Genomic DNA, 20,895 nt, shown 5'->3' with positions numbered 1-20,895 from the left:
GTCGACGCGGTCCGGATGACCGGGCCGGAAGGCGCCGTGCGGCTCACACCCACCGCGGCCGACCGCTGGACCCACCCGGTCCTGGCCGCCCACACCCAGCTCCGCCCCGCCAGAACCCTGTCCGCCGATCTCCGCCGACCCTGGGAACGGCCCCAGCTCCCCGAACGCCTCACCCCGCCGGGTCCGACGTGGGTTCCGCAACATCCGCACCGCCCAGCCCTGCCCGGCTGCTGTTGCGAGACCCTCCCGACCCGGGCCCAGACGCCCACCCGGCCGACCCAACCACCGCCGAGCCCCCAGCTACGACGTCGGACTCGCCCTGGTCGCCAACCAGTAGCGAACAGGCAGGCGAGGATTCGAACGCGGCAGAAGATGATCATCGGAGGTAAAGCAACAAGCTGGGACCACCGCCGTGCCGCCTGCGTGGGAGTGACGAGGATCCGCGGTTTTCCTCACCCCTGCTCCTGCTTCTCGGATCGCCGATCCGTGAGGCATCTGGGGAGGCCCGGCGAGCGGGGCACTGCCCGCCGTACGCCGGATCGCGGATACGCGCCGTACGGCCGTGAGCTTTCGGCCACCTCGCCGCGATCACGTCCGACCGATGATCAATGCCCCTAAGGTGGGGCCGAGTTGATCTCGGGGAGGAATTGCCGTGTTCGGTAGGGGTCGTTGGGGTGGGGCGTCGCGGGTTGTGGCGGTCGTGGGCGGGGGTGTGCTGCTGGTCGGCTCGGGTGCGGTGCCGGCCTCGGCGTCGGCTCCGGCCGGTGACGTCCTGGACATCACCGCCGCCCACACCGCGGGGAGCGTGCTGACGTGGTCGGGCACGTTCTCGTGCGACACCCTGCTCGCCGCGACGCTCACCGTCCACGCGGTCGACACCGACGGGCACAGCGGCACGTCCACCGCGGCGGTCCTGTGCCCCGCGACCGGGCAGACGATCGGCGGGGCCGTCGGCACCGGCCTGCTGGGCCTGGGCGGCACCTGGGGCGAGCGCATCACCGTCACCGCGACACTGCGCGACGTCCTCCTGACGCCGCTGGCGACGAACACCTCGACCCTCGTCGACAACCACCTCGACGAGATATCCGTCGACGGCGACGCCGTCACCGGTAACTCGGTCCAGTTGAACGGGACTTTCACGTGCGACGACCCGTCCCGTACCAGGATGACCATCGTGACCGACCTCGTCGTGACCGGCCCCGGCGGGGCGTCCAGCACCGGCCACACGACCGTGTCCGTTCCCTGTCCCACCGACCCGGACGCCGAGGGCACCTGGAGCACCGCCGTGCCGCTCGTCGCGGCCACGTCCCCGGCGGCCGCACAGCGAGCGCAGACCTCCGACGACGAGATCCCGCACGAATTCGCGGGCAGCGGCTTCATGTTCAGCGTCGGCAACCTCGTCATCAGCCAGGGCTCCCGGGTGAAGATGTTCAACCGGGACTCGGACAACGTCCATGTGCCCGACGCCTGAACAGCTTCCCCGTCCGGTGGATCACGGCTGACCGGCGCAGCGGCAGGGCGGATACGCGCCGACCTCCACCGCGGCCTGCTCCGACCCGCCTGCGGCATCATCTGCCTGCGACGACTCCGCACCTCATCCTGAAACGATCAGTTGATCGACTTTCCGGGTTCCGGGCTGAGGTGCCGGTGGCATCTCGTAACCTCGACTCCATGGACCACCCAGTCCCGCACCGTTCGGACGAACTCCCCGACCCCGCGTCTGCGCTGTCGTCGGCCGGTGACGGCGTCTGGCAGCGCCTCGCCGCGTACTCCTATCTGAGCGCCCCCGAGCGTCTCGAGTACGTGGCCGTCATGCGGGTCTTCTGCTCGACGCTCCTCGCGGACCTCGCCGTGCCGGACGTGGTGGCCAGACTCGCACGGGATGAGGCGTGGCACGGGCAGCCCGGCGTCGACGTGGTGACGGCGCGGCTGGAGCAGCTGGTGAAGTGGGGCAACCTGCTGCGCAGCAGTCACACGGTGAAGGCAGCCAGCATCGCCGAGTACCAGCGTTCACGCGCTCGGTACCAGCTCTCGAAGCTCGGGGAGCAGGTGCAGCGCGATGCCGAGGAGGTGCTGGCGAGCGCCGATGCCGCGCGCGAGGTCAGCAGCGAGCTGCTGGCCCTGGTCGACCGCGGGTTGCGTGAGATCGCCACTGCGGTCGGCACGCCGGGGGGTGCCGATCCGCAGGAGGCGCTGGAGAAGGTCAGCACCCTGTTCGTGCAGTTCGCCGAATTCGCCGAGTCGGTAAGGGACTTCTACGCCTACCTCGGCCAGGTGCTGGCCCGGTACGACCTGGACGGTGCCGAGTACCAGGGGTTCAAGGAGCTGCTGCTGGACTACGTGGAGGCGATCACGGAGGAGGTCGCCTTCCGGTCGCCGAGGATCGCGGCCACCCTGGGCCGGCTCTGGCCGGACCTGGAGGAGCTGCTGAAGTCGATCGGCGCGCACGCCACGGGGTTGGGTGCCCTGGGCGAGAGTCTGCCCGAGATCCGCGTGCAGCGCAGCCGGGGGCGTGAACTCGCCGACTGGGAGGCGCTGCGCGACTGGTTCGTGGACACGGATGGGCGTGGCAGCCAGGTGGACCAACTGCGGGACGCGACGTTGCGCGCGCTGCAGTCGCTGCTGGCCAACGCCAAGCGGATGCTGCGTTCGGCGGCGGGGGAGATGTCGCGCCGCCGGGATCTGCTGCGGCTGGCGGCCTGGTTCGACGCCGCCGATCCCGAGGAGGCGCACGATCTCGCGGTTGCGGCGTTCGGGCTCTACAGCGCACGGCACCTCGGCCTCGCCCCGGACCCGGACGGCACCGTGCCCGCGTATGTCAGCTGGTGGAGCGGTCCGACGGTCGAGGTGCCGGTGGCGCTGCGTGAACGCGGCAGCCGGGCGCCGCGCGGCCGGGCGGCCGCCGTGGAGGACCACTCGGAGCAGAAGACCCGGCTGCTCGCGGCGGCCCGCGAGCAGGCCGCCGCCCGGTGGGAGGCGGCCGACGAACTCCGCAGCGTCGCCGACCGGTTCGGTCAGGTACGGCTGAGCGCCCCCGCCATGGCACTGCTGCTGGAACTGCTGACCGCGGCGCTCGGGAACTCGACGCTGCGGTGGGCCGACCCGCCCGCGCCGCACGGCTTCGGCCTCCAGGACGCCCACGCCGTCGAGGCCGAACTGGACCTGCGCCTGACGCTGCGCCGGGTACCGGGACGCACGACCGTGCTGCGCTCGGTCGACGGAGACCTGGCGGTCGACGACGTGGAGATCGGGATCACCACCGCCGAAGGGACCGGCCCGGGTGGCGCGGTCGAGGAGGTGAGCGCCTGATGGCACTGCCCTCCTCGCACGACGTCGCTCTCACCGCCGAGCGGCGCAGCGCCGCCCGGCTGCTGCTGCGCCACCCGCTGGTCACCGCCGACGGGCCGCACGCCGACACCTTCCCGCTGGTGCGCCGGCACGCGGACTGGCTGGTCCAGCGGTTCCAACAGGTCCTGGGCTACCGCCTGCTGGTGGAGGCGTCGTACGCGCGCCTGTTCAAGGCGGGCCTCGGACCGGGCTCCGGGCACCGGATGGAGCGCTCGACCGGTACGCCGTTCACCCCGCGCACCTACGCCTACCTGGCGCTGGCCCTGTCCGTGCTGGTGACCGCGCCCGAACAGCTGCTGCTGTCCCGGTTGGTGGCCGACCTCCGGGCGGCGGCGGCCGACGCGGGCCTGACGGTCGACGATTCCGGCCGTGCGGTGGAGAAGCGCACCCTCGCGGCGGCCCTTCGCCAACTCGTCGTCTGGGGCGCGTTGACCGAGACCGAGGGAAGCGTCGGCTCGGTCGCCGCGGAGCAGGACGGTGAGGCCCTGTTGACCGTGAACCGGGACATCGCCCGCTCGATCGTGGCAGGCCCGCTGAGCCACAGCAGCGACGGTGCGGACCTCGTCCTGCGCGCCGCCGATCCCGGATTCGGCGGGCCGCGGACCTACGTGCGCCGACAACTGGTGGAGACCCCTGCCGTCTACCTCGACGAGCTCACCGACGCCGAGCGCGAATGGCTGCGCACCCGCCAGCGGCGAGAGGCCCAGGCCTTCGCCGAACTGCTCGGCCTGGAAGCCGAGATCCGCGCCGAGGGCATCGCCATGATCGACCCGGAGGACGAGCTGACGGATCTCCAGCTCCCCGGCACCGGGACGGTCGCGCAGGCAGCGTTGTTGCTGGTCGACCGCCTGGTGGGACGGCTGTGCCCGGAGGGAGCGGGGCATCCGGCGACCGGCGGCCGCCTGACGGTGGGCGTGCCGATCCCTCCGGGCCTCGTCGGCGAGCTGGTCGACGAGTTGCTCGACCAGTACGGGCAGCGCGCGAACTGGCACCGCGGATACCTGGGGGACCCGTCCGCCCTGCGCGCTGACGCCCTCGAACTCCTCAGCCGCATGCGGCTGGTGGCCCGGGCGGGCCGACTGCGCTCCGACGGCCACGGGGTGCCGCCGCAGTACCCGGTCTCGGCCGGCGACGGCCGGGCGGTCACCGACGTGTCCGCGGCCCGGCCCGGCGTCACCGGCGAGTGGGTGCTGCTCGCCGCCGCCGCCCGGTACGCCACGGTTGTCTCGATCAAGCGCGCCGATCGACGGCTCCCGCAGACCGACCGCAACGGAGAGACCCCCTCGTGAACCGGACCCAGCCGCCCCCGCAGCACACGGCCCCGCACCGCTTCCGGCTCAACCGGGCCGGGATCCTCAACGTCTGGCAGTACGACCAGCAGGAGTTCCTCTTCGGCGGCGGCCGCCTGCTGCTGCGCGGGAAGAACGGCGCGGGCAAGTCCAAGGCCCTGGAGATGCTGCTGCCCTACCTGCTCGACGCGGACGCCCGCGCCCTCGACGCGACCGGGACCGGTCGCACCACGCTGGCCTGGCTGATGCTCGACGGCTTCCAGCAGACCAACCGCCTCGGCTACCTGTGGGTCGAGTTCCGCCGGGTGGACGAGGACGGCACCGAGCACCACCTGACGGTCGGTGCCGCGGTCAGCGCGTCGAAGTCCACCAACTCGGCCAGGCCGTTCTTCTTCACGACCGCACTGCGCGTGGGGGAGGACCTCGACCTCGTCGAGTCCGGGCAGCCGCTGCCGCTGGAGCGGCTGCGGTCCGCCGTCGGCGCCGACAACGTGCTGGACCGGCCCGCCGACCACCGCGCCAGGGTGGCCCGTGAACTGTTCGGACTGGGCGACGCCGCCCGCTACCGCAACCTCACCCAGCTGCTGCACCGACTGCGTCGCCCGACCACCGGGGACCGGATCGAATCCGGCGGCCTGGTGACCGTCCTCGGTGAGACCCTGCCGGCGCTCGACGAGGACGTGATCGACAGCGTCGCCCGCAACCTCGACGACCTCGACAGCGTCCGTACCGACCTCGGGCGGCTGGAGCGGACGGACGAGGCGCTGCGCCGGTTCCTGGACAGTTACCGCGGCTACCTCCAAGGGGCCCTGCGCCGGCGGTCGAGCGAGGTCCTCGCCGAGCTCCGCACGCTCACCGAGCGCAGGCTCGCCGCCGGGGAGGCCACCAGGAAGGTCACCGCGCTGCGCACCGAAGCCGCTGAGGCGGCCGAGCGGCACGACGTGCTGGCGCAGGAGCACGCGACGGCCGAGGCGGACCTGGCCACCCTGCGGGCGAGTTCCGGCTACCGGAGCCTGCACGAACTGGGCGAGCGACGTCGCACCGTGGCGGCGATCCAGGCGACGGCCCGGGTCACCCACACGGCGCTCGGGCGGGCCCACGACGCGCAGGCGGCCGTCGGGTCCGCGCTCACCGCGGGGGCGGGGCGGACGGCGGGTCAACTGCGCGAACTCGGCGCGGCCCACCGCGAACTGTGCGGGCAGGCCGAGCGATCCGGACTGGCACCGGCGCACCTCGGCGATCCGGTCGGCGGCACCGCCTCGGTGCTCGCCGCGGCGGCCGAGCAGGAGGTCACCGACCCGGACGGCGATACCGCCCTGATGCACACCGAGCGGGTGGAGGCCTTCGACACCACGGGGACAGCGGCCTCCCTGCGCTCCTGGAGCACCCGACTCGCCGCCGCCGAACCGGTGGTGAAGACCCGGCTCCGTACCGTCGGGGAACTCGCAGGCCTCCTCGACGGGCTGCGCGAGGCCGAAACGAAGGCACGGGAGGCGGACACCGAGCACGAACGTCTGGAGGAACAGGCCCAGGGCGAGGCCGACCGGGTGGCGGAGCGCGAGGCGGCGGTCGTCACGGCGAGCGCTGCGTACGCGGCCGAGGTCGGGGCATGGGCGGACCGGCTGGAGGAGCGATCGGGGGCACCGGCCGAGGGCGTGCGCGCCGCGGTGCGACGCGACCTCTCCGCGGAAGCGTCCTTCGAGGACCGCACGCTGCCCGTCTCGGTCGCCGAGGAGGTGACGTCCGCCGCGTTCCGGGCGCTCGAGCCGTACCGGCGCGACCTGGCGGACCGGCGTGAACGAGCCGCCCTCCGCTCACGCGACCTCACCCGGGCGCTCGACGCCGTCCGCGCGGAGAAAGCCGAATGGGAGGAGCGCAGCGACCCGGTCCCGCCGAAGCCGCCGCACCGCGACGCCCCTCGATCCCCCCGCACCGGAGCCCCGCTGTACCGGCTCGTCGACTTCGCCCCGCAGCTGAGCGAGGTGGAACGAGCCGGTATCGAGGCGGCGTTGGAGGCGTCAGGGGTCCTCGACGCCTGGGTCGGCGCGGACGGTACGCTGCTCGACCCCCTCACCCTGGACACCGTGCTCACCGCCACCACGCCCGCCGACGGACCGTCACTCGCCCAGGCGCTGCATCCCGTGCCCGCCGGCGACAGCGGCGTGACGGCAGCGCAGGTCGCCCGCATCCTGGCGGCCGTCGCCCTGGTGCCGACCGGTGCCCCGCTCGGCACGTCAGCGGGCGGAGCGGTGAGCGCGGACGGCCGCTGGCGGCTCGGCGTCACCGGCGGCGCCCACACCAAGCCGGTGGCGGAGTACGTCGGTGCGGAGGTCCGGGCACAGACCCGCCGACGCCGCATCGACGAGCTCGCCGAACGCCTCGCGGGCCTCGAAGACGAAGCACGGGCCGCGCAGTCCGAGCTGGAGGAACTCACCCAGCGCCAGGACGACCTCGAACTGCTGCGGCGTCCGCCGCGCGAGCAGCAGCTCACCGGGGCCTGGGCGCGTCTGGAGGAGACCGAGCGGGTCGCGGCCGGCCTGCGACAGCAAGCCGCGACGGCGGCCCGCGCAGCCCAGGACGCCCGCTCCGCCTGCGTCGACGCCCGCCGCCGCGCCGAAGCCACCGCCACCGCGCACGACCTGCCGGCCGACCGGGACACGCTGCTCACCGTACGGTCCGCGCTGGACGCCCTGGCCGACGGAACCCGACGACTGCGCGGTCGCGTCGACGCCACCGCCGAGGGCCTCACCGCCCACCGCGACGAACGCCGCAGCTACGAACGGGCCCGCACCGCCCGGGAGGAGGCCGAGCTGGAGTACACGCGGCGGGCGGACGAGTTGGCGAAGGCCCGCCGGGAGATCCGCACACTGGAGGGCGCGGTCGGAGCGACCGAGCAGGACATCCTCGCCGAGGAACAGGCCATCGTCCGGCGCCTCGACGAGATCGGCGAAGAGCTGCCCAAGGCGAGGCGCACGGCCGGGCGCCTGCACGACGACGTGGTGCGCGGCGAACTGGACGAGCGGACCAGGCACGACGAACTCCAGGCGCAGGAGACCGAGGTGATCAGGTGCGGACGCGCCCTGCGGACCGCCCTGGCGACACCCGACATCGTGCGCGGCGCGGCACTGGGCGAGCTCGCGGCCGAGCTGTCGATCCCGGACCCGGCCCAGGAGGACGCCAGGACCAGGCTGCGAGCCCTGCAGGCCCTGGTCGAGGCGGTGCAGCGAGGCCTGGACCCCGAGCGCCGCGACGTCTCCGACACCGCGCTGCTCAACCGGTTCAACGAACTGCGCGACCAACTCGCCGGCGGCTACGACGCGACCCTGGAGGAGCCCGACGGCATCAAGGTCTGCCGGCTCGTCGACGACACCGGGCCGCACGACGTGGCACTGGTCGGCGAACGCATCGCAAGACAGGCCGACGACGCCCGGGCCCGGCTCACCGACCGCGAACGGGAGGTCTTCCAACGCTTCCTCACCGGAGAGTTGGGCGACCACCTGTCCGCGCAGCTGCTCGCCGCGGGAGCGCTGGTCGACGCGCTCAACACCACCCTGCGGTCCGTCCGCACCTCGCACGGCCTCGGAGTGGAGCTCGACTGGCGACTGGCCGACACCGTCGACGCGGACATCCGGGCAGCCGTCGAACTGCTGCGCAGCCCCTCGGGGTTGCGCACCCGCGAACAGACGGAGCAGCTGAGGGAGGTACTGCAGCGCCGCATCGAGGACGCGCGCCGCGCCGACCCGGCTGTGGGCTACGCCGCGCACCTGCGGACCGCGCTCGACTACCGGACGTGGTTCACCTTCCAGCCGTGGGTGCTGGACGACACGTCCACCGCCCGCCGACGCAAGTTCACCGGGCGGACCGGGCTCAGCCAGGGCGAGCAGCGGGTCCTCTCCTACCTCGCACTCTTCGCGGCCGCCGCCGCGCACTTCACCACGCTCGCCGAGACCGCCCCGCGGGCGCCCCGGCTGATCCTCCTCGACGACGCCTTCGCCAAGGTCGACGAGCCGACCCACGGCCGGCTCGGCCGCATCCTCGTCGACCTCGACCTCGACTTCGTCCTGACCAGCGAGCGCCTGATGGGCACCTGGCCCGACGTGCCCGCACTCCAGATCTACGAGTGCCTGCGCGACCCGCACGTGCGCGGTGTCGCCACGCTGCACTACACCTGGAACGGACGCAACCGCCGTCTGGTGACCGTGTGACGCTTCCGCCGCAGACCCGCGAGTTCCTGGCCCGGTCGGACCTCGGCCGGCTGTGGACAGCGGTCCACCACCGGTTGGAACGCAACGGCCTCCAGCCGAACGGCAGCGTCCGGCTTGCCGGTTGCACCGCGGGTGAGCGCGAGGCGCTGTCCCTGCTGCTCGGCCGCCGGGTCACCACCGGTACCGCCACGATCCGGCTGGCGGACCTGGACAGCAGGCTGCGAGCCACTGCGGCAGGTTGCGGGCTGGTCGCGGCCGTCGAACAGCTGGGGCTGTCGCTGACCGACCGGCGGGCGGTACGGGACACCGGACGGCAGGAGCGGGCCGCGCTGTGGACGGCGGCCGAAGCGGCGGTCGCCGCATCGCCGCTGGCCGGCCAGGGCTGGGCGGGCGACTGGCTCGACGACCTGCGCCGCACCGGCGCGCTCGGCAGGCTCGCGCCCCAGGACGCGGCGGGCGTGCTCCACCAGGCGATCCGAGTGCTCGGGCTGCTCCGATCCGACCGGGGAGAGGAGGCGGCGCCGTACGGCCGCGGGGAGCTCGCGACCCGGGTGACCGGCACGGCACACGGCCTGGACGACGACACGGTCCTGTCCCGCCTGGTCCTGCGCGGCCTCGCGCGGGCCGTGGGCAGCGAGCCGCCCGAGCACGCGCCCGGTCGGCGGGCCCTTTGGCGGGCCGCAGCCGTCGTCCCCGACGAGGTGTCGAGCACCGTGCTCACCTACGGCCTGCGTCCAGTGGGCCGCGGGTGGCGCGAACGGGCCCTGCGGGAACGGGCCGACCACCATGCCGAATCCCACCTGACACTGCGTGAACTGCGTGAGCTGGACGTCGTACCACCCTCGGACACCCTGGTGCACATCTGTGAGAACCCCCGAGTGGTCGAGGCGGCAGCCGAGGCCCGCTGCGGGGGCGTCCTGGTCTGCACCTCGGGCAGCGCCTCCACCGTCGTCCTCGAACTCCTCGACGCCCTCGCGGCCGCCGGCCTGAGGCTGCGGTACCACGGCGACTTCGACTGGCCGGGCATCACGCTCGCCAACCGCGTCATGCGACGGTACTCGGCCCTGCCGTGGCGGATGGCCGCCGAGGACTACGAACAACTCGCCGCCCACGCCCGGGACCAGGGCAGCCCCGGCCTCCCGCTCGTCGGCGCCCCGGTGGAGGCGGGCTGGGACGCCGACCTCGCCGCCGCCATGACGGTACTGAACGTGGCCCTGCACGAGGAGTCGGCACTCGACCGGCTCGTCGCCGACCTGGCGCCGGGGAAACCCTGACCACGGGACCAGCCGTCAGGTGAGCGCGAGTCAGTCAGGACGGAGGACCGGGCCCGGCCGCAGCGGGTTCGGGCAGCGGTGGATGTGCGGGCCTGCGGCTGTGGTCGCGTCGGTGTCCCGGAATACGCTGGGCGGCTATGGACTGGCTGGAGCGGGTGGCGAAGCTGAGACGGTGGACGAACAACGACGTTCGGGCGCCGCACAAACCGCTGTTGCTGCTGTACGCGCTGGGCAGTTTCCAGCGCGATGCCGACGGCGAGCTGAGGTACAGCGCGGTCGAGGAGGAGCTGAAGCGGCTGCTGGAGGAGTACGGGCCGTCCCATCCGACCACCCCCGCCTACCCTTTCCACCATCTGGTCAGTGACGGCGTCTGGGAGGTCAGGACCGACCAGGGGCCCGGGAGCCCCGGGAGCGGTGTGCGGGTCCTTCGCTCCAGCGGTGCGGCCGGGAGGCTCGCGCCGGAGTTGCGGGCGGCGCTGCGGAAGGAGCCGGCGCTGCTGGGCCGGCTGGCGCGGGTGCTCCTGGACTTCCACTTCCCGCCGTCGCTGCACACCGACCTGTGCGAGGCCGTCGGACTCGACTTGGACCTGGCCGGGACCGAGGGCCTGGTTGAAGGCGTCCCGGGTGGGAGGGAGCGGGCGGCGCGACGGCACCGGGACCGGCGGATGCGCGAACTCGTCCTGACCGCCTACGAGTTCCAGTGTGCCTTCTGCGGCTACGACGGGATGCTGGGCACGAGCGCGGTCGGCCTGGAAGCAGCCCATGTGCGGTGGTGGTCCTACGACGGGCCGGACGAGGTCGACAACGGCCTGTGCCTGTGCTCCCTGCACCACAAGCTCTTCGACAAGGGCGTCCTGGGCCTGGGAGAGGGACACCGCGTACTCGTCTCCCAGCGCTTCGTCGGACGCAGCGAGGCCAGCAGGCAGCACGTGCTCGCCCTGACCGGACGGCCGGTCGTCGGCCCGCAGGCAGGGATCGCACCGGTCGCGGACCGGCACCGGAAGTGGCATGCCGAACAGGTCTTCCGAGGCGAGCCCCGGCAGTCCCCGAACCCGCTGTCCACCGTCTGACCGTGGCCGTCCGACCGCCGGCCCATCAGCGTCGACCACGCGGGCAGTCGGGCGGACGTCAGCTGTGACGGCCGTGCCCCACCTCGACCCGCCCCGCCCGCTGCCCGGTGACCAGCCCACGCAGCTTGGTACGCGTCTCCGGGTCCGTCGAGTACACGACCGTGCCGATCATGCCGCGGGTCAGCAGCACCTTGTAGGTGTTGCGGATCAGGCGGTCGATGTCGGCGTCGCTGGTGGACTTGCGGAAGACGGTGTCCTTGGAGGCCGTCCGGTCGGTGGTCCACCGGTCGGTCCGCCAGACGAGGTCCGGCCCGAGGATGACGCCGCTCCAGTCGTACTCGAAGCCCTGGGCGGTGTACACGCAGCCGACCTGGCCGAAGCCGGCCGGGTCGGTGGCCCACAGCGCGGCCGGAGGCGCACCGGCGATCGAACGGTCGCCGTACACGTTCCACGGTCGGGCCCAGTCGCCGATGCGCACGTCGAGGGGGAGCGGATCACCCGGGGCGACCTTCGTGGTCCACTTCCAGCAGTAACCGGCCGACATGCGGGCGCCGTAGCCCTCCGCGCGCCGGGCGTCGAGGAACGCCTCCAGCTCCTGAGGGGTGTCCACGACCTCCAGGACCACCTTGCCGTCGGGCTCCCAGCCGACGGGGCCACCGGGCTCCAGGCCCAGCAGGCGCACCACCCAGCGCAGGTAGGCGTCGCTGCCACCGCAGCGGAACTGGCTGTCCAGCTCGACCACCTGGCACTCCAGGCCCTTCACCGCGGCAGCCGCCCTGATCTGGGCCACCGTGCCCATCTCGCCCGGCCGGACGACCTGGTGCTCGTCCAGCAGGAACACCGGCACCCGGGCGGCATCGATCAGTTCCTCGATCTGGGGCCTGCCGGTGCGCTGGGCAGCCCGGGTGTACCGGTTCGCCGACGTCTCCCGGATCCGGTGGGCCTCGTCGCAGATCAGCACGTCGAACCCGTTGCGCTCGGCCGTCATGAAGCTGTTGAAGTACTTGAACAACTCCTGCACCTGCCGCTTCCGCGCCCCGGCCACCCGGCGCATCGTGGTGGTGAACGAGCTGGACCCGGTCGCGTGGAAAGCGGTCACGCCACGCCGGTACAGATCGCCCAGCAGGGACAGCGCGATCACGCTCTTCCCCGTGCCCGGACCGCCCGTGATGACGACCACCTGCTTGTGGTCGGACTGCTGCGCCCGGCGCACCGCGCGCAGCACCAGCTCGTAGGCGACCCGCTGCTCGTCCAACAGGACGAACTGCTCGCGCTCGCGGACCTCCTCGGCGGCCACCGCCATCAACTGCCTGGACGGGGCCACCTTGCCCGCGAGCAACAGGTCCGCCGCCTCCGCACCGGAGACCGGCTTCAGCTTCGAGCGCAGGTACTCGACGAACTCCCCGCGGCGCTCGGCGGTGAAGAGCCGGCCGCGCTCGTCCTGCGGCACCTCGTAGAGGCCCTGGACGCCGAACTCCGTCGCGTTGTGGAGGAAGGCCACCCCGGACAGCCGCTCGGGGTGGTCGGCGAGCGCCCCGTTGAAGGAGATCAGGTAGTCGCAGTAGCCGCGGACCTGCTCGATCGGGTTCAGCACCGGCCGGGTGTACGCGTCGACCCGACACAGCAGCGGCTCGCCGTCCTCCGGGAGCGCGCTGCTCCACTGCTTGAGTTCGACCACCACGTACGAGGGCTCCCCCGTGCCCGGGTGGACGCCGGCGAGCACGACGTCCGCGCGCTTGCTGTTCAGCGGGAGCGCGTACTCGAGGAGCACCTCCACCATGCCGAGCCCGGCGTCCAGGAGGGCATTGGTCAACTCCGGGATGCTCATCTCCCAGGAACGCACCTCGGACGGGCTGGGCTTGTGGCCGTGCTGGTGGACGAACTGGTCGATGAGGCGCACGAACAGTGATCCGGCCAGCCTCTCGGCGGCGACCGCGGACGCGGAGTCGCGGAACAGCAAGACATGCTCCCAGGCAGCACGAAGTGACTCGTGCGGGTGGGGGCATGTCCCTGGAGGGAAGCCCGGCGGGCCGCGCTGATGACTGGGCCAAACCTACAACGGAGTGTCTGCGCTCGTGTCCGAACGGCTGAGCATTCACCAACGCAGGGCGGGCCGGGTGGGGTTGCCCGGCAGTGGTCCGGTGACGGTGACCTGGTGTTCGCGGGCGGCCTGGTCCAGGTGGACCGGAGAGGTGTAGCCGCTGTCGACCAAGTGCTCGGTGGGCAGCAGGCCGCGGCGCGCCAGGCGGGTGTGGATGCCGGGCAGGACCTGGCTGTCATGCGTGGTGGCCGCGGTGGTGGCCACATCCGTGATCACGTTGGGGCCGTCAGGGGCACAGGTCTCGGTGAGATGGGCGGCGAAGCCCTTCCACTGATGATGTGTCCGTGACGTGCGTGGCGGGCCGTGGTGTCGCAGGGGGAGATGATCGTCCGGGCCCACGGCGGCAGGCCCGGCCCGCCGTCCTCGTCGGTGTGCCAGAGCAGACGTCCCGCGGTGTCGCGGTGGTGGTTCTGCACCATGATCTGCCGCAGGGCCTGCACGCGGGGGCCGGACGCGGGGCCTGCCCCGTACTGATAGAGGTGTTCCAGGAGCCGGACGGCGTCGTCGCCGGTGGCGAGGATCCTGGTCTTGGGCTTGGTGGGGTTCTTGCCAAGACGGACCGGGCGGCCGTATCGGCGCCCCCACTCCTCGTCGACCAGGCCGTCCAGCAGGTGCCCGGCGCTGCCGGAGACCTCTTCCGGCGCGGCCCGTACCGCCTCGGTGATCAGCTCCAAGCGGGTCAGGTCGCGCACCGCGGCCAGGACGTGGGTGGAGTCGGTGCGCCGATCGGTCGTCCGGAGGATCGAGCGATCAGCCGCAGTGGGAGTCGAAGCCGCCGCTGATGTTGTCCCCGATCCCGCCCTGCCAGTCGATGCAGGAGTTCGGTGCGTAAAGGTACACCGGGCCGGCGTAGGAGGTGTAGTAGTTCTCGTCGAGATCCGCCCAGGTGGAGGCGCCGGCCTTCTTCAGGCCGGCGAGCATCAGCAGTGCGGGGCCCGGGTTGTTGCGGGTCGTCACCACGCAGTTCTTGCCGGTGGAGCGGTTGTACGTGAGCCAGACCGTGCCGCCGGAGTTGAGGTCCCGGTGGTCGATGGTGCTGTAGCCCGAGCCGCAGGCTCCGTTGTAGGAGGCCGCCTGGGCGGTCGTCGGTACGGCTATCGCGGTGGCGCCGGCCATCAGGGCCAGCACTCCGGCCCGGGCGACGGTTCGCTTGCTTCGCTGGTGCATCTGGTACTGCGCTCCACTCTCGTCCGACCCGCCAGGGCTGTTCCCGGACGGGAGTTCGAGAGCGTAGGCGGTGGCGGTATCAGCCACGTATCACCGCGGGGGCGCGGGCGGTGACGGCCGGTCCGGATCGGGCGGCCGGCTGCGGGAGGTGGCTCCGCGCGCAGGAGGTTCCGGTGCGTAGCCGGGACGGTGACCTCCCGCACACCGGCCGGCAGGGCCCCGGTCAGGCGGACGTCCTCGATCACGATCGCCAGGTCGCCGGCCGGCAGCCCCGGCAGGGCGGTGCTCCAGGGGGTGAGGTGAGCCGGGCGCAGCAGGGTGTCGGCCGCTGCGGGGTGGAGGTGGACCGGCGTGGGTCGGAGGTCCAGGTGCGGGCCATGAGCAGCGGCAGGACGAAGGGGGACCCTCCGGGACGGATGGAAGTCTCGCTGCACAGCGGCGCGGCCGACCGCCCGCACCGTGTCGAGGTGGAGTTCGACAGCAGCCCCGGCCCCGATGGTCACCGGCTGGTGAAGTCGAAGGGATCCGCAACCGTGGACCTGCGCGCATGGTGGCCGGCGGATCGCGCGGTCCAGGGCGCAGGGTGGTCCGGCCGCGGAGGTCGCCGATGAGCGGTAGAACGTAAGGGTGGAGAACGAGAGCAGCCCGGACGAGGACGCACGGCCGTACGGTGTGGCGCGGCCGGGGATCGACTACCGGGCTCTGTTCGCGGTCGCCCCCAGCTCCTACATGGTCCTGGGCCCGGATCTGGTACTCGCCGACGTCAACGAGGCGGCCTGCCGGGCGACCGGCCGTACTCGGGAGGACCTGCTCGGGCGGTACCTCTTCGACGCCTTTCCGGAGAATCCGGCGGACCCGAATGCTGACGGGGTGCGGAACCTGCACGCCTCCCTGCACTGGGTCCTGCGTTCGGGGGAGCCGGACACGATGGCGCCGATGAAGTACGACATTCCCGTCGCCGACCGGCCCGGCGTGTTCGAGGAACGGTGGTGGTCCGCGATCAACACCCCGGTGATCGGGACGGACGGGCAGGTGGAGTGGATCATCCACCGGGGAGAGGACGTGACCTCGTTCATCCTCTCCCGACCTCACCCGCGAGAAGGCGGGGCACTCAGCGACGCAGAGGCGATGGAGGCCGAACTGTACGCGCGGGCGCGCGAACTCAAACGGCTGAACGAGGAACTGCGCCGGGCCCACGAACGGGAACGCCAGGTCGCCATCACCCTGCAGGAGGCCATGCTCCACTCGCCCCACCTGGCCCGGCACCGGGACACCGCGGTGCGCTACCTGCCGGCCGCCGGTTCACTGAACGTGTGCGGCGACTGGTACGAGGTGGTCGACCTGCCCGAGGACAGGTTCGCCGTCGCGGTCGGCGACGTCGTCGGCCACGGCCTGGAGGCCGCCGCCGTCATGGGCATGCTGCGCAGCGCGCTCTCCGCCTCCATCCGGGCCGTCGAACGGCCCGCGAGGGCCCTGGACATCCTGGGCCTGTACGCACGCTACGTGGAGGGTGCACTGGCCACCACCGTCGTCCAGGCCGTCATCGACACCCGCGCCCGCCGCATCATGTACAGCAGCGCAGGCCACCCGCCCCCCGTCCTGCTCCACCCGGACGGCACCCACGACCTTCTGGACCAGGCCACCGACCCTCCGCTGGGGGCCCGCCCCCAACACGTCCCACGCCCCCAGGCCGACCTGCCCTACACCCCCGGCGACACCTTCGTGCTCTACACCGACGGTCTCATCGAACGCCGCGGCGAGGACATCGATGTCGGCCTGCAACGCCTCACCGACGCGCTCGCCCGTCACGCCCGCCACAACCCCGAACGCCTTGCGGACGCCTTGCTCGCGCACCTCGGCGTCAGCAGCGGCGCCCGCGACGACATCGCCCTGGTCGTCATCCGCCTGTGACCCGCGTACCCAGGGCCGTACGGCGGGGGCCGGAACGGGGCGCCCCACACCCGGTGCGCGCTTGGGAGACGTCGGCGGTGCGTCGTGGTTCGAGATTCATGAGGAACGACAGCACCGGCGCAGCCCGCCGTCGCAGAGCCGCTGACGCCGACAGAGGGCAACGACGCCGAGCTCACCGACTGGATCACCACGGTTCGCGCCGCAGACCTGCCCCACCTGCACTCCTTCGCCAACGGGCGGGAACTCGACCGCGCCGCCGTCGACGCCGGACTCACCCTCCCGTTCCACAACGGCCGCACCGAGGGCGCCGACACCCGAACCGAACGGATCATGAGACAGATGCACGGCCGAGCCGGATTCCCCCTACTCCGCCACCGCAACCTCCTCTCGTGATCACTACACAGCGCTACCACCGATTACGACGCGGAGCCGTCCTTTTTGCAGACCCGCTGAGCCCGTTCCCGGGCGGGGCGAGGGTCCGGAGCCCCCGGGTGGGTGTCACCCGTAGTGACCACCTGGTCGGCTTGCACTGGCGGGTTCCGGGATGCGGAGCGGGTTGGCTTCGGTCCGTGACGGCACTGGAGACGGTCAGCGCGCCGGTCGGCGTACGGCATTCGCACGAGGTCAGCGATGTGCTGGCAGTGGCCGGCGCCGTCCCGTTCTGCACGGAGCGGTTCGGCCGCGGTGTCCTGGGAGCGCTTCGCCGGGCCCTGGGCCGTCAGATGGCCGCACCTGTCACAGCGGCGTCTCCGGAGGGCGTTCCCCCGTGGGCACAGCTGTTGGACGAGGCGTACGCCGCACGTACCGAACTGCTGGGGCCATGACGGCCGCACGGTCGAGTTGGACTACGCCCACGGCGTGTACGAGTCGCTTGCCCGGGTGTGCGGCCATCATGAGTACCCGCCGGTGAACACCGCCTGTGCTGCTGCTAATTGATCAGAAGTGGAGCATGTGCTGGAAGGAGGACTCGGCGCTGCTGACGCGGAGGTGGCTGCGGGTGCCGTAGGCGGTCGGGTTGTTCCAGTTGTACTCCTCGACGTCGAAGGAGCCGTCGGAGTAGACGGCGTTGACGTAGGCGACGTGGCCGTAGTCCCCGTGGACGTCGTTGACGGCGATGGCGCCGACGGTGGGGGTGGTGTTGACCGTGACGCCGACGCGTCGGGCGGCGTCGTCCCAGGTGTTGGCGTTGCCCCAGGTGGTGCCGCCGTAGGAGTTGCTGAAGTTCGGGACGCCGAGACGGGTGGCGATGCGGTAGGCCGCGAAGGCGGTGCACTGGTCGGCGTAGAAGCCGCGGGTGCCGTGGTCGTAGTCGTTGGTGGGGCTCTGGTTGCCGCCGCCGCTGCTGCCGAGGAACTGGTGGGAGGCCTCGTTGTTCTTCAGGGTGGCGTTGAGGTTGCCCTTGGCGCCGGGGGCGAAGTCCTGGCTGGCGCCGGCGTAGCCGCTGTTGTAGTAGACGCGGACGGTCTTCCCGGTGCGGTTCCACACCGATGCGGCGTTGTTCTTGACGCAGACGCCCTGGCCGTTGCCGGCGCTCTTGAATTCGTAGCAGGTCGGCTGGGTGTCTCCGAGGTCGCTGATGGAGCCGGTGAAGTCGGAGACCGAGCCGGCCTCGTCGCTGTTGTAGTAGTAGCAGAACTCTCCGCTGTCGCAGACCCCGTCGCGGGACGCGGCGAAGGCGGGGGCGGAGGTGGCGGCGATGAGGGGGACGGCCATGGCCAGTGCGGTGCCGGCGACGGTGAGCGTGGTGCGTATGTTCTTCATGGCTCTCTCTTTTCGTGACGTGTCATCGACGGGTGCTTCGGTCGTGCTCGGGTGGTGCCTGGGGGGTGCCGTACGCGGTCAGTGGGTGCGCTGGTACTCCTCCCAGGTCTGGATGGGGATGCGGGGGCCGTCGTCGGCGGCGTGGTTGGCCAGGCCGTTGAGGCCGAGGTAGTAGTCACCGGTCTGGTTCTGGGCCTGGGTGGCCAGGTCGGTGTCGCTGATCGCCGCGGCGTGGATGTGCCACGGCCAGTCGCCCTGGTTGGGGTTGCGGACCCAGGCGGCGAACCCGACCTGGCGCAGGGCCTTGGCGACGGCGGTGCGGGTGGTGCTGGACATGCCGTCGACGTTGATGTCCACGACGCCGCCGCCGTCGTGGGTGCCCGCGGAGGTGGGATCGCCGCCGGGGTTGTAGGAGCCCTGGTCGAGGGTGAGGTGGAAGCCCAGGAGGCGTTCGGCTTCGGTGAGCATGTTCTGGGTGCGGGTGTTGATGGTGTATCCGTCGCGCTGCAGCTTCGCGCCGACGCTGAGCTGACGGGTGATGGTGTAGCGGCCCTGGCCGAGGGCGGTGAGGGAGGTGGTGCCGGGCAGTCCGTTGGCGTCCAGGCCGGTGTAGCCGAGGGAGCGCTGGTAGGCGGCGTAGGCGGTGATGGTGGTGGTGCCGAAGTAGCCGTCCACCCAGCGGGCTTCGAGGAGGCCGCGGGCCTGCAGGGCCTGCTCGACGGCCAGGACCGAGTCGTGGGCGCCCGGGGTCTGTGTGCTGTCGGCGCGCCGGGGATCGATCTGCGCGGCCAGGACGGTGGCTTCCATGTTCACCACGGGCAGCGCGGCAGCGGTGGCCGCCGGCGCCTCGGTGGGGGACGACGGGGTTGCCGCGTGGGCCTGTGCGGCGCCCAGCACCAGGCCGCTCAGGACGGCGACGGCCGCGAGCAGTCGGGTTGCGGAGCTCCGGGTCTTGATGACGGATGCCATGCGGTGATTCCTTCTGGTGTGGTGGAGGATCGGCCCTGACCTCGTCCCGGTGTCGGGCACCGGGCGGGTGAGAGGTCCGATGGAGGGCTCCCGGCGGGGGAGCACTCAGCAGCACCGCTGGTCGGTGCTGCTGAGCGCTGACGTGGTCGCCGCGGAGAAGGGCGGCCCACGGCGGTCGCCGTGGGCCGGACGGTCAGCAGCGGACGTCGGTCTTGACGGCGATTTCGCCGGAGTAGGGAATGGGGCCGGTCCCGTTCCAGCCAAGGGCCTGGGTGCACTCCGACAGGGTGTTGGCGCCGGAGGACCAGATCTCCACGGAGTTGTGGTCGCACTGGGGGTCCTGGACGTGTCCGCCGGTGGTGACGATGGCCGTGCACACGTCCCAACTGCTGTGGGAGGAACGGTAGCCCTCCCACACGTACAGGTAGGAGTAGTTCTTCCCGCAGCCCTTGTACTGCTTCACCGACGCCATCGTCTGCCCGCCGACGTTGAGGTAGGCGGTGCTGCCGATCTGCGTGACGCTGGAGCAGCCGCCGGGGGTGGTGGCGCTGGCGATCCCGGGAACGGCGATGAGCATCGGCACGGCAAGGGCCGTGACGGCAGCGATCTTGGCGAAGACGCGCATGGTGGACAACCTTCTTTCAGGAAAAGGGAATGGAGGAGATGCCCCCGGCCGCAGCCAGGGCGTTGGAGTGAGCTTCTTCCGCGGACAGGCCGCACTGCCGGGCCCCCGGTACCGGACGGGGCGCTGAGGAGGGCGGCGCCGGCGCAGGTGCGCGTGCCGCTGCCCGGCGAAGCCGGGTGACCGGTAGCCGTTCTGGTGCCGGTTCGGGGACCGGTACTGCTCGATGGACATGACCGGCTTCGCGGAATCCGTCGGACAGTCAGCAATAGCCGTTGTGGGCCCCGGCGTTACGGCGGTCGCCGTGGCGCCGGACGGTCAGCAGCGGACGTCGGTCTTGACGGCGACCTCGCCGGAGTACGGAATGGGGCCGGTCCCGTTCCAGCCCAGCGCCTGGGTGCACTCCGAGACACTGGCGGTATTGGTGTTGAGTGCCGGCCCGTCACGGCCGTCGAGGCCGGCCTTGGCGCCGAACATCGTAGCGGCGGCCGCGGGAGCGGCGGCGAGGACGGGTGTCCCCAGCGCCGCGGCGGCCACCGCGAGGAGCGAAGTGGGAGTGCGGATGAGTTTCGTGCGTATGCGGGCGTGCATGCCCAAGGTCCTCGATGAGTTGGGGGTGGTGCGGCGGCCGGCTGGTCGCGAATCCAAGGGAATCCTCCACGCTGCGCGTATCACGCCCGTCATTGGTCAGTAACTCGGCCTCTGACTCGGGATACGACCAAGTCACAGGTGTCGCCCGGTCATGAACTTTGTGTACGAGCGAATTTGCAGCTCGCTTCTCGGGCCGAGCGGCGCGATACCGGTCCGAGACGGCGGTGGTACGCGGAGTCGCCATGCTCGCGTGGTGGCCGGCAATCCGATCTGCCCCCCTCCTGGATAAAGGGCACAATTCCACGGGGCGGAACTGTGCCGTCAACGTCAGGACCGGCAGCCTCTCCGGCACACCGACCCTGACCCAGGTCCCGCTGATCGCCTGACGCCAGGACGACCCAGAGGGCGGCGGCCCCGGCCGGTGCACGGCCATCGAGTGCCCGATGGATCCGGGCCGCTCCGACATCCACTACAGCTCCTGCGCCGGTCCGGTCACCGTGCGCGGCGCAGGGCACTGCGTCATGGTGACCGGCAGCACCCACGACACCGACGGTACGAGGGCTGACTACCGCTGCCCGGTGTTCCAT

15 protein-coding genes and 2 pseudogenes are annotated in these 20,895 nt (G+C 71.9%); 9 read left to right on the top strand and 8 right to left on the bottom strand.

The genetic code is table 11. The features are described 5' to 3' along the window. Positions 1–45 precede the first annotated feature (45 nt). The 7 genes and pseudogenes from OG335_RS05835 to OG335_RS05805 form a co-directional block, all read left to right on the top strand. Positions 46–337 (top strand): annotated as a pseudogene (locus OG335_RS05835) (transposase); the annotation flags it as partial. A gap of 363 nt (positions 338–700) precedes the next feature. Continuing rightward, a complete protein-coding gene (locus OG335_RS05830) occupies positions 701–1,471 on the top strand; it encodes a hypothetical protein (protein ID WP_405009919.1) in 771 nt (256 codons plus the stop codon). 200 nt (positions 1,472–1,671) lie between these two features. Then, on the top strand, positions 1,672–3,309 hold the full coding sequence (locus tag OG335_RS05825; protein WP_405009918.1) for a TIGR02677 family protein: 1,638 nt from the start codon (positions 1,672–1,674) through the stop codon (positions 3,307–3,309). Next, positions 3,309–4,637 carry a TIGR02678 family protein gene (locus tag OG335_RS05820; RefSeq protein WP_405009917.1) on the top strand — a complete coding sequence of 443 codons (1,329 nt, stop codon included), beginning with the start codon at positions 3,309–3,311 and terminating at the stop codon, positions 4,635–4,637. Before OG335_RS05825 ends, OG335_RS05820 begins: the two co-directional genes overlap by 1 nt. Further along, entirely contained in the window at positions 4,634–8,842 is a 4,209-nt protein-coding gene (locus OG335_RS05815) for a TIGR02680 family protein (RefSeq protein ID WP_405009916.1), read from the top strand. Before OG335_RS05820 ends, OG335_RS05815 begins: the two co-directional genes overlap by 4 nt. Then, entirely contained in the window at positions 8,839–10,116 is a 1,278-nt protein-coding gene (locus OG335_RS05810) for a TIGR02679 family protein (RefSeq protein WP_405009915.1), read from the top strand. The genes OG335_RS05815 and OG335_RS05810 overlap by 4 nt, the downstream gene beginning before the upstream one ends. 137 nt (positions 10,117–10,253) lie before the next feature. Further along, the gene (locus tag OG335_RS05805; protein WP_405009914.1) at positions 10,254–11,186 is read left to right on the top strand and encodes a phosphorothioated DNA-binding restriction endonuclease; all 933 of its coding nucleotides are present in this window, start codon (positions 10,254–10,256) and stop codon (positions 11,184–11,186) included. A gap of 58 nt (positions 11,187–11,244) precedes the next feature. Here OG335_RS05805 and OG335_RS05800 read toward each other — a convergent pair whose 3' ends face one another. The 4 genes from OG335_RS05800 to OG335_RS05785 all read right to left on the bottom strand — a co-directional run bounded on the left by OG335_RS05800 (position 11,245) and on the right by OG335_RS05785 (position 14,454). Then, positions 11,245–13,146 (bottom strand): DNA/RNA helicase domain-containing protein, encoded by a 1,902-nt coding sequence (locus tag OG335_RS05800; protein WP_405009913.1) that lies wholly within the window; start codon positions 13,144–13,146, stop codon positions 11,245–11,247. A gap of 135 nt (positions 13,147–13,281) precedes the next feature. Next, positions 13,282–13,491 (bottom strand): hypothetical protein, encoded by a 210-nt coding sequence (locus OG335_RS05795; RefSeq protein WP_405009912.1) that lies wholly within the window; start codon positions 13,489–13,491, stop codon positions 13,282–13,284. A gap of 8 nt (positions 13,492–13,499) precedes the next feature. Further along, positions 13,500–13,979, bottom strand: a complete 480-nt coding sequence (locus OG335_RS05790) for a hypothetical protein (protein WP_405009911.1) — start codon at positions 13,977–13,979, stop codon at positions 13,500–13,502. Positions 13,980–14,037: 58 nt separating this feature from the next. Then, complete coding sequence (locus OG335_RS05785) at positions 14,038–14,454, bottom strand: spore-associated protein A (RefSeq protein WP_405009910.1); 417 nt, start codon at positions 14,452–14,454, stop codon at positions 14,038–14,040. A gap of 729 nt (positions 14,455–15,183) precedes the next feature. Between OG335_RS05785 and OG335_RS05780 the strand changes: the two genes are divergently transcribed. After that, a complete protein-coding gene (locus OG335_RS05780) occupies positions 15,184–16,365 on the top strand; it encodes a PP2C family protein-serine/threonine phosphatase (protein WP_405015318.1) in 1,182 nt (393 codons plus the stop codon). Positions 16,366–16,497: 132 nt separating this feature from the next. Next, positions 16,498–16,758 (top strand): annotated as a pseudogene (locus tag OG335_RS05775) (ISL3 family transposase); the annotation flags it as partial. Between the two features lie 543 nt (positions 16,759–17,301). On the opposite strand, the gene OG335_RS05770 reads toward OG335_RS05775, so the two are convergent. From OG335_RS05770 to OG335_RS05755, 4 genes are all read right to left on the bottom strand, one after another. Further along, a complete protein-coding gene (locus OG335_RS05770) occupies positions 17,302–18,126 on the bottom strand; it encodes a CHAP domain-containing protein (RefSeq protein ID WP_405009909.1) in 825 nt (274 codons plus the stop codon). 78 nt (positions 18,127–18,204) lie between these two features. Continuing rightward, positions 18,205–19,095 (bottom strand): peptidoglycan-binding protein, encoded by an 891-nt coding sequence (locus OG335_RS05765; protein WP_405009908.1) that lies wholly within the window; start codon positions 19,093–19,095, stop codon positions 18,205–18,207. 193 nt (positions 19,096–19,288) lie between these two features. Then, on the bottom strand, positions 19,289–19,720 hold the full coding sequence (locus OG335_RS05760; protein ID WP_405009907.1) for a hypothetical protein: 432 nt from the start codon (positions 19,718–19,720) through the stop codon (positions 19,289–19,291). 315 nt (positions 19,721–20,035) lie between these two features. Next, a complete protein-coding gene (locus OG335_RS05755; protein ID WP_405009906.1) occupies positions 20,036–20,308 on the bottom strand; it encodes a hypothetical protein in 273 nt (90 codons plus the stop codon). Between the last annotated feature and the right edge of the window lie 587 nt (positions 20,309–20,895).

This window comes from Kitasatospora sp. NBC_01539 (assembly GCF_045040525.1).
Lineage (GTDB): Bacteria > Actinomycetota > Actinomycetes > Streptomycetales > Streptomycetaceae > Kitasatospora.
This window is presented reverse-complemented; position numbering and strand designations above follow the sequence as displayed.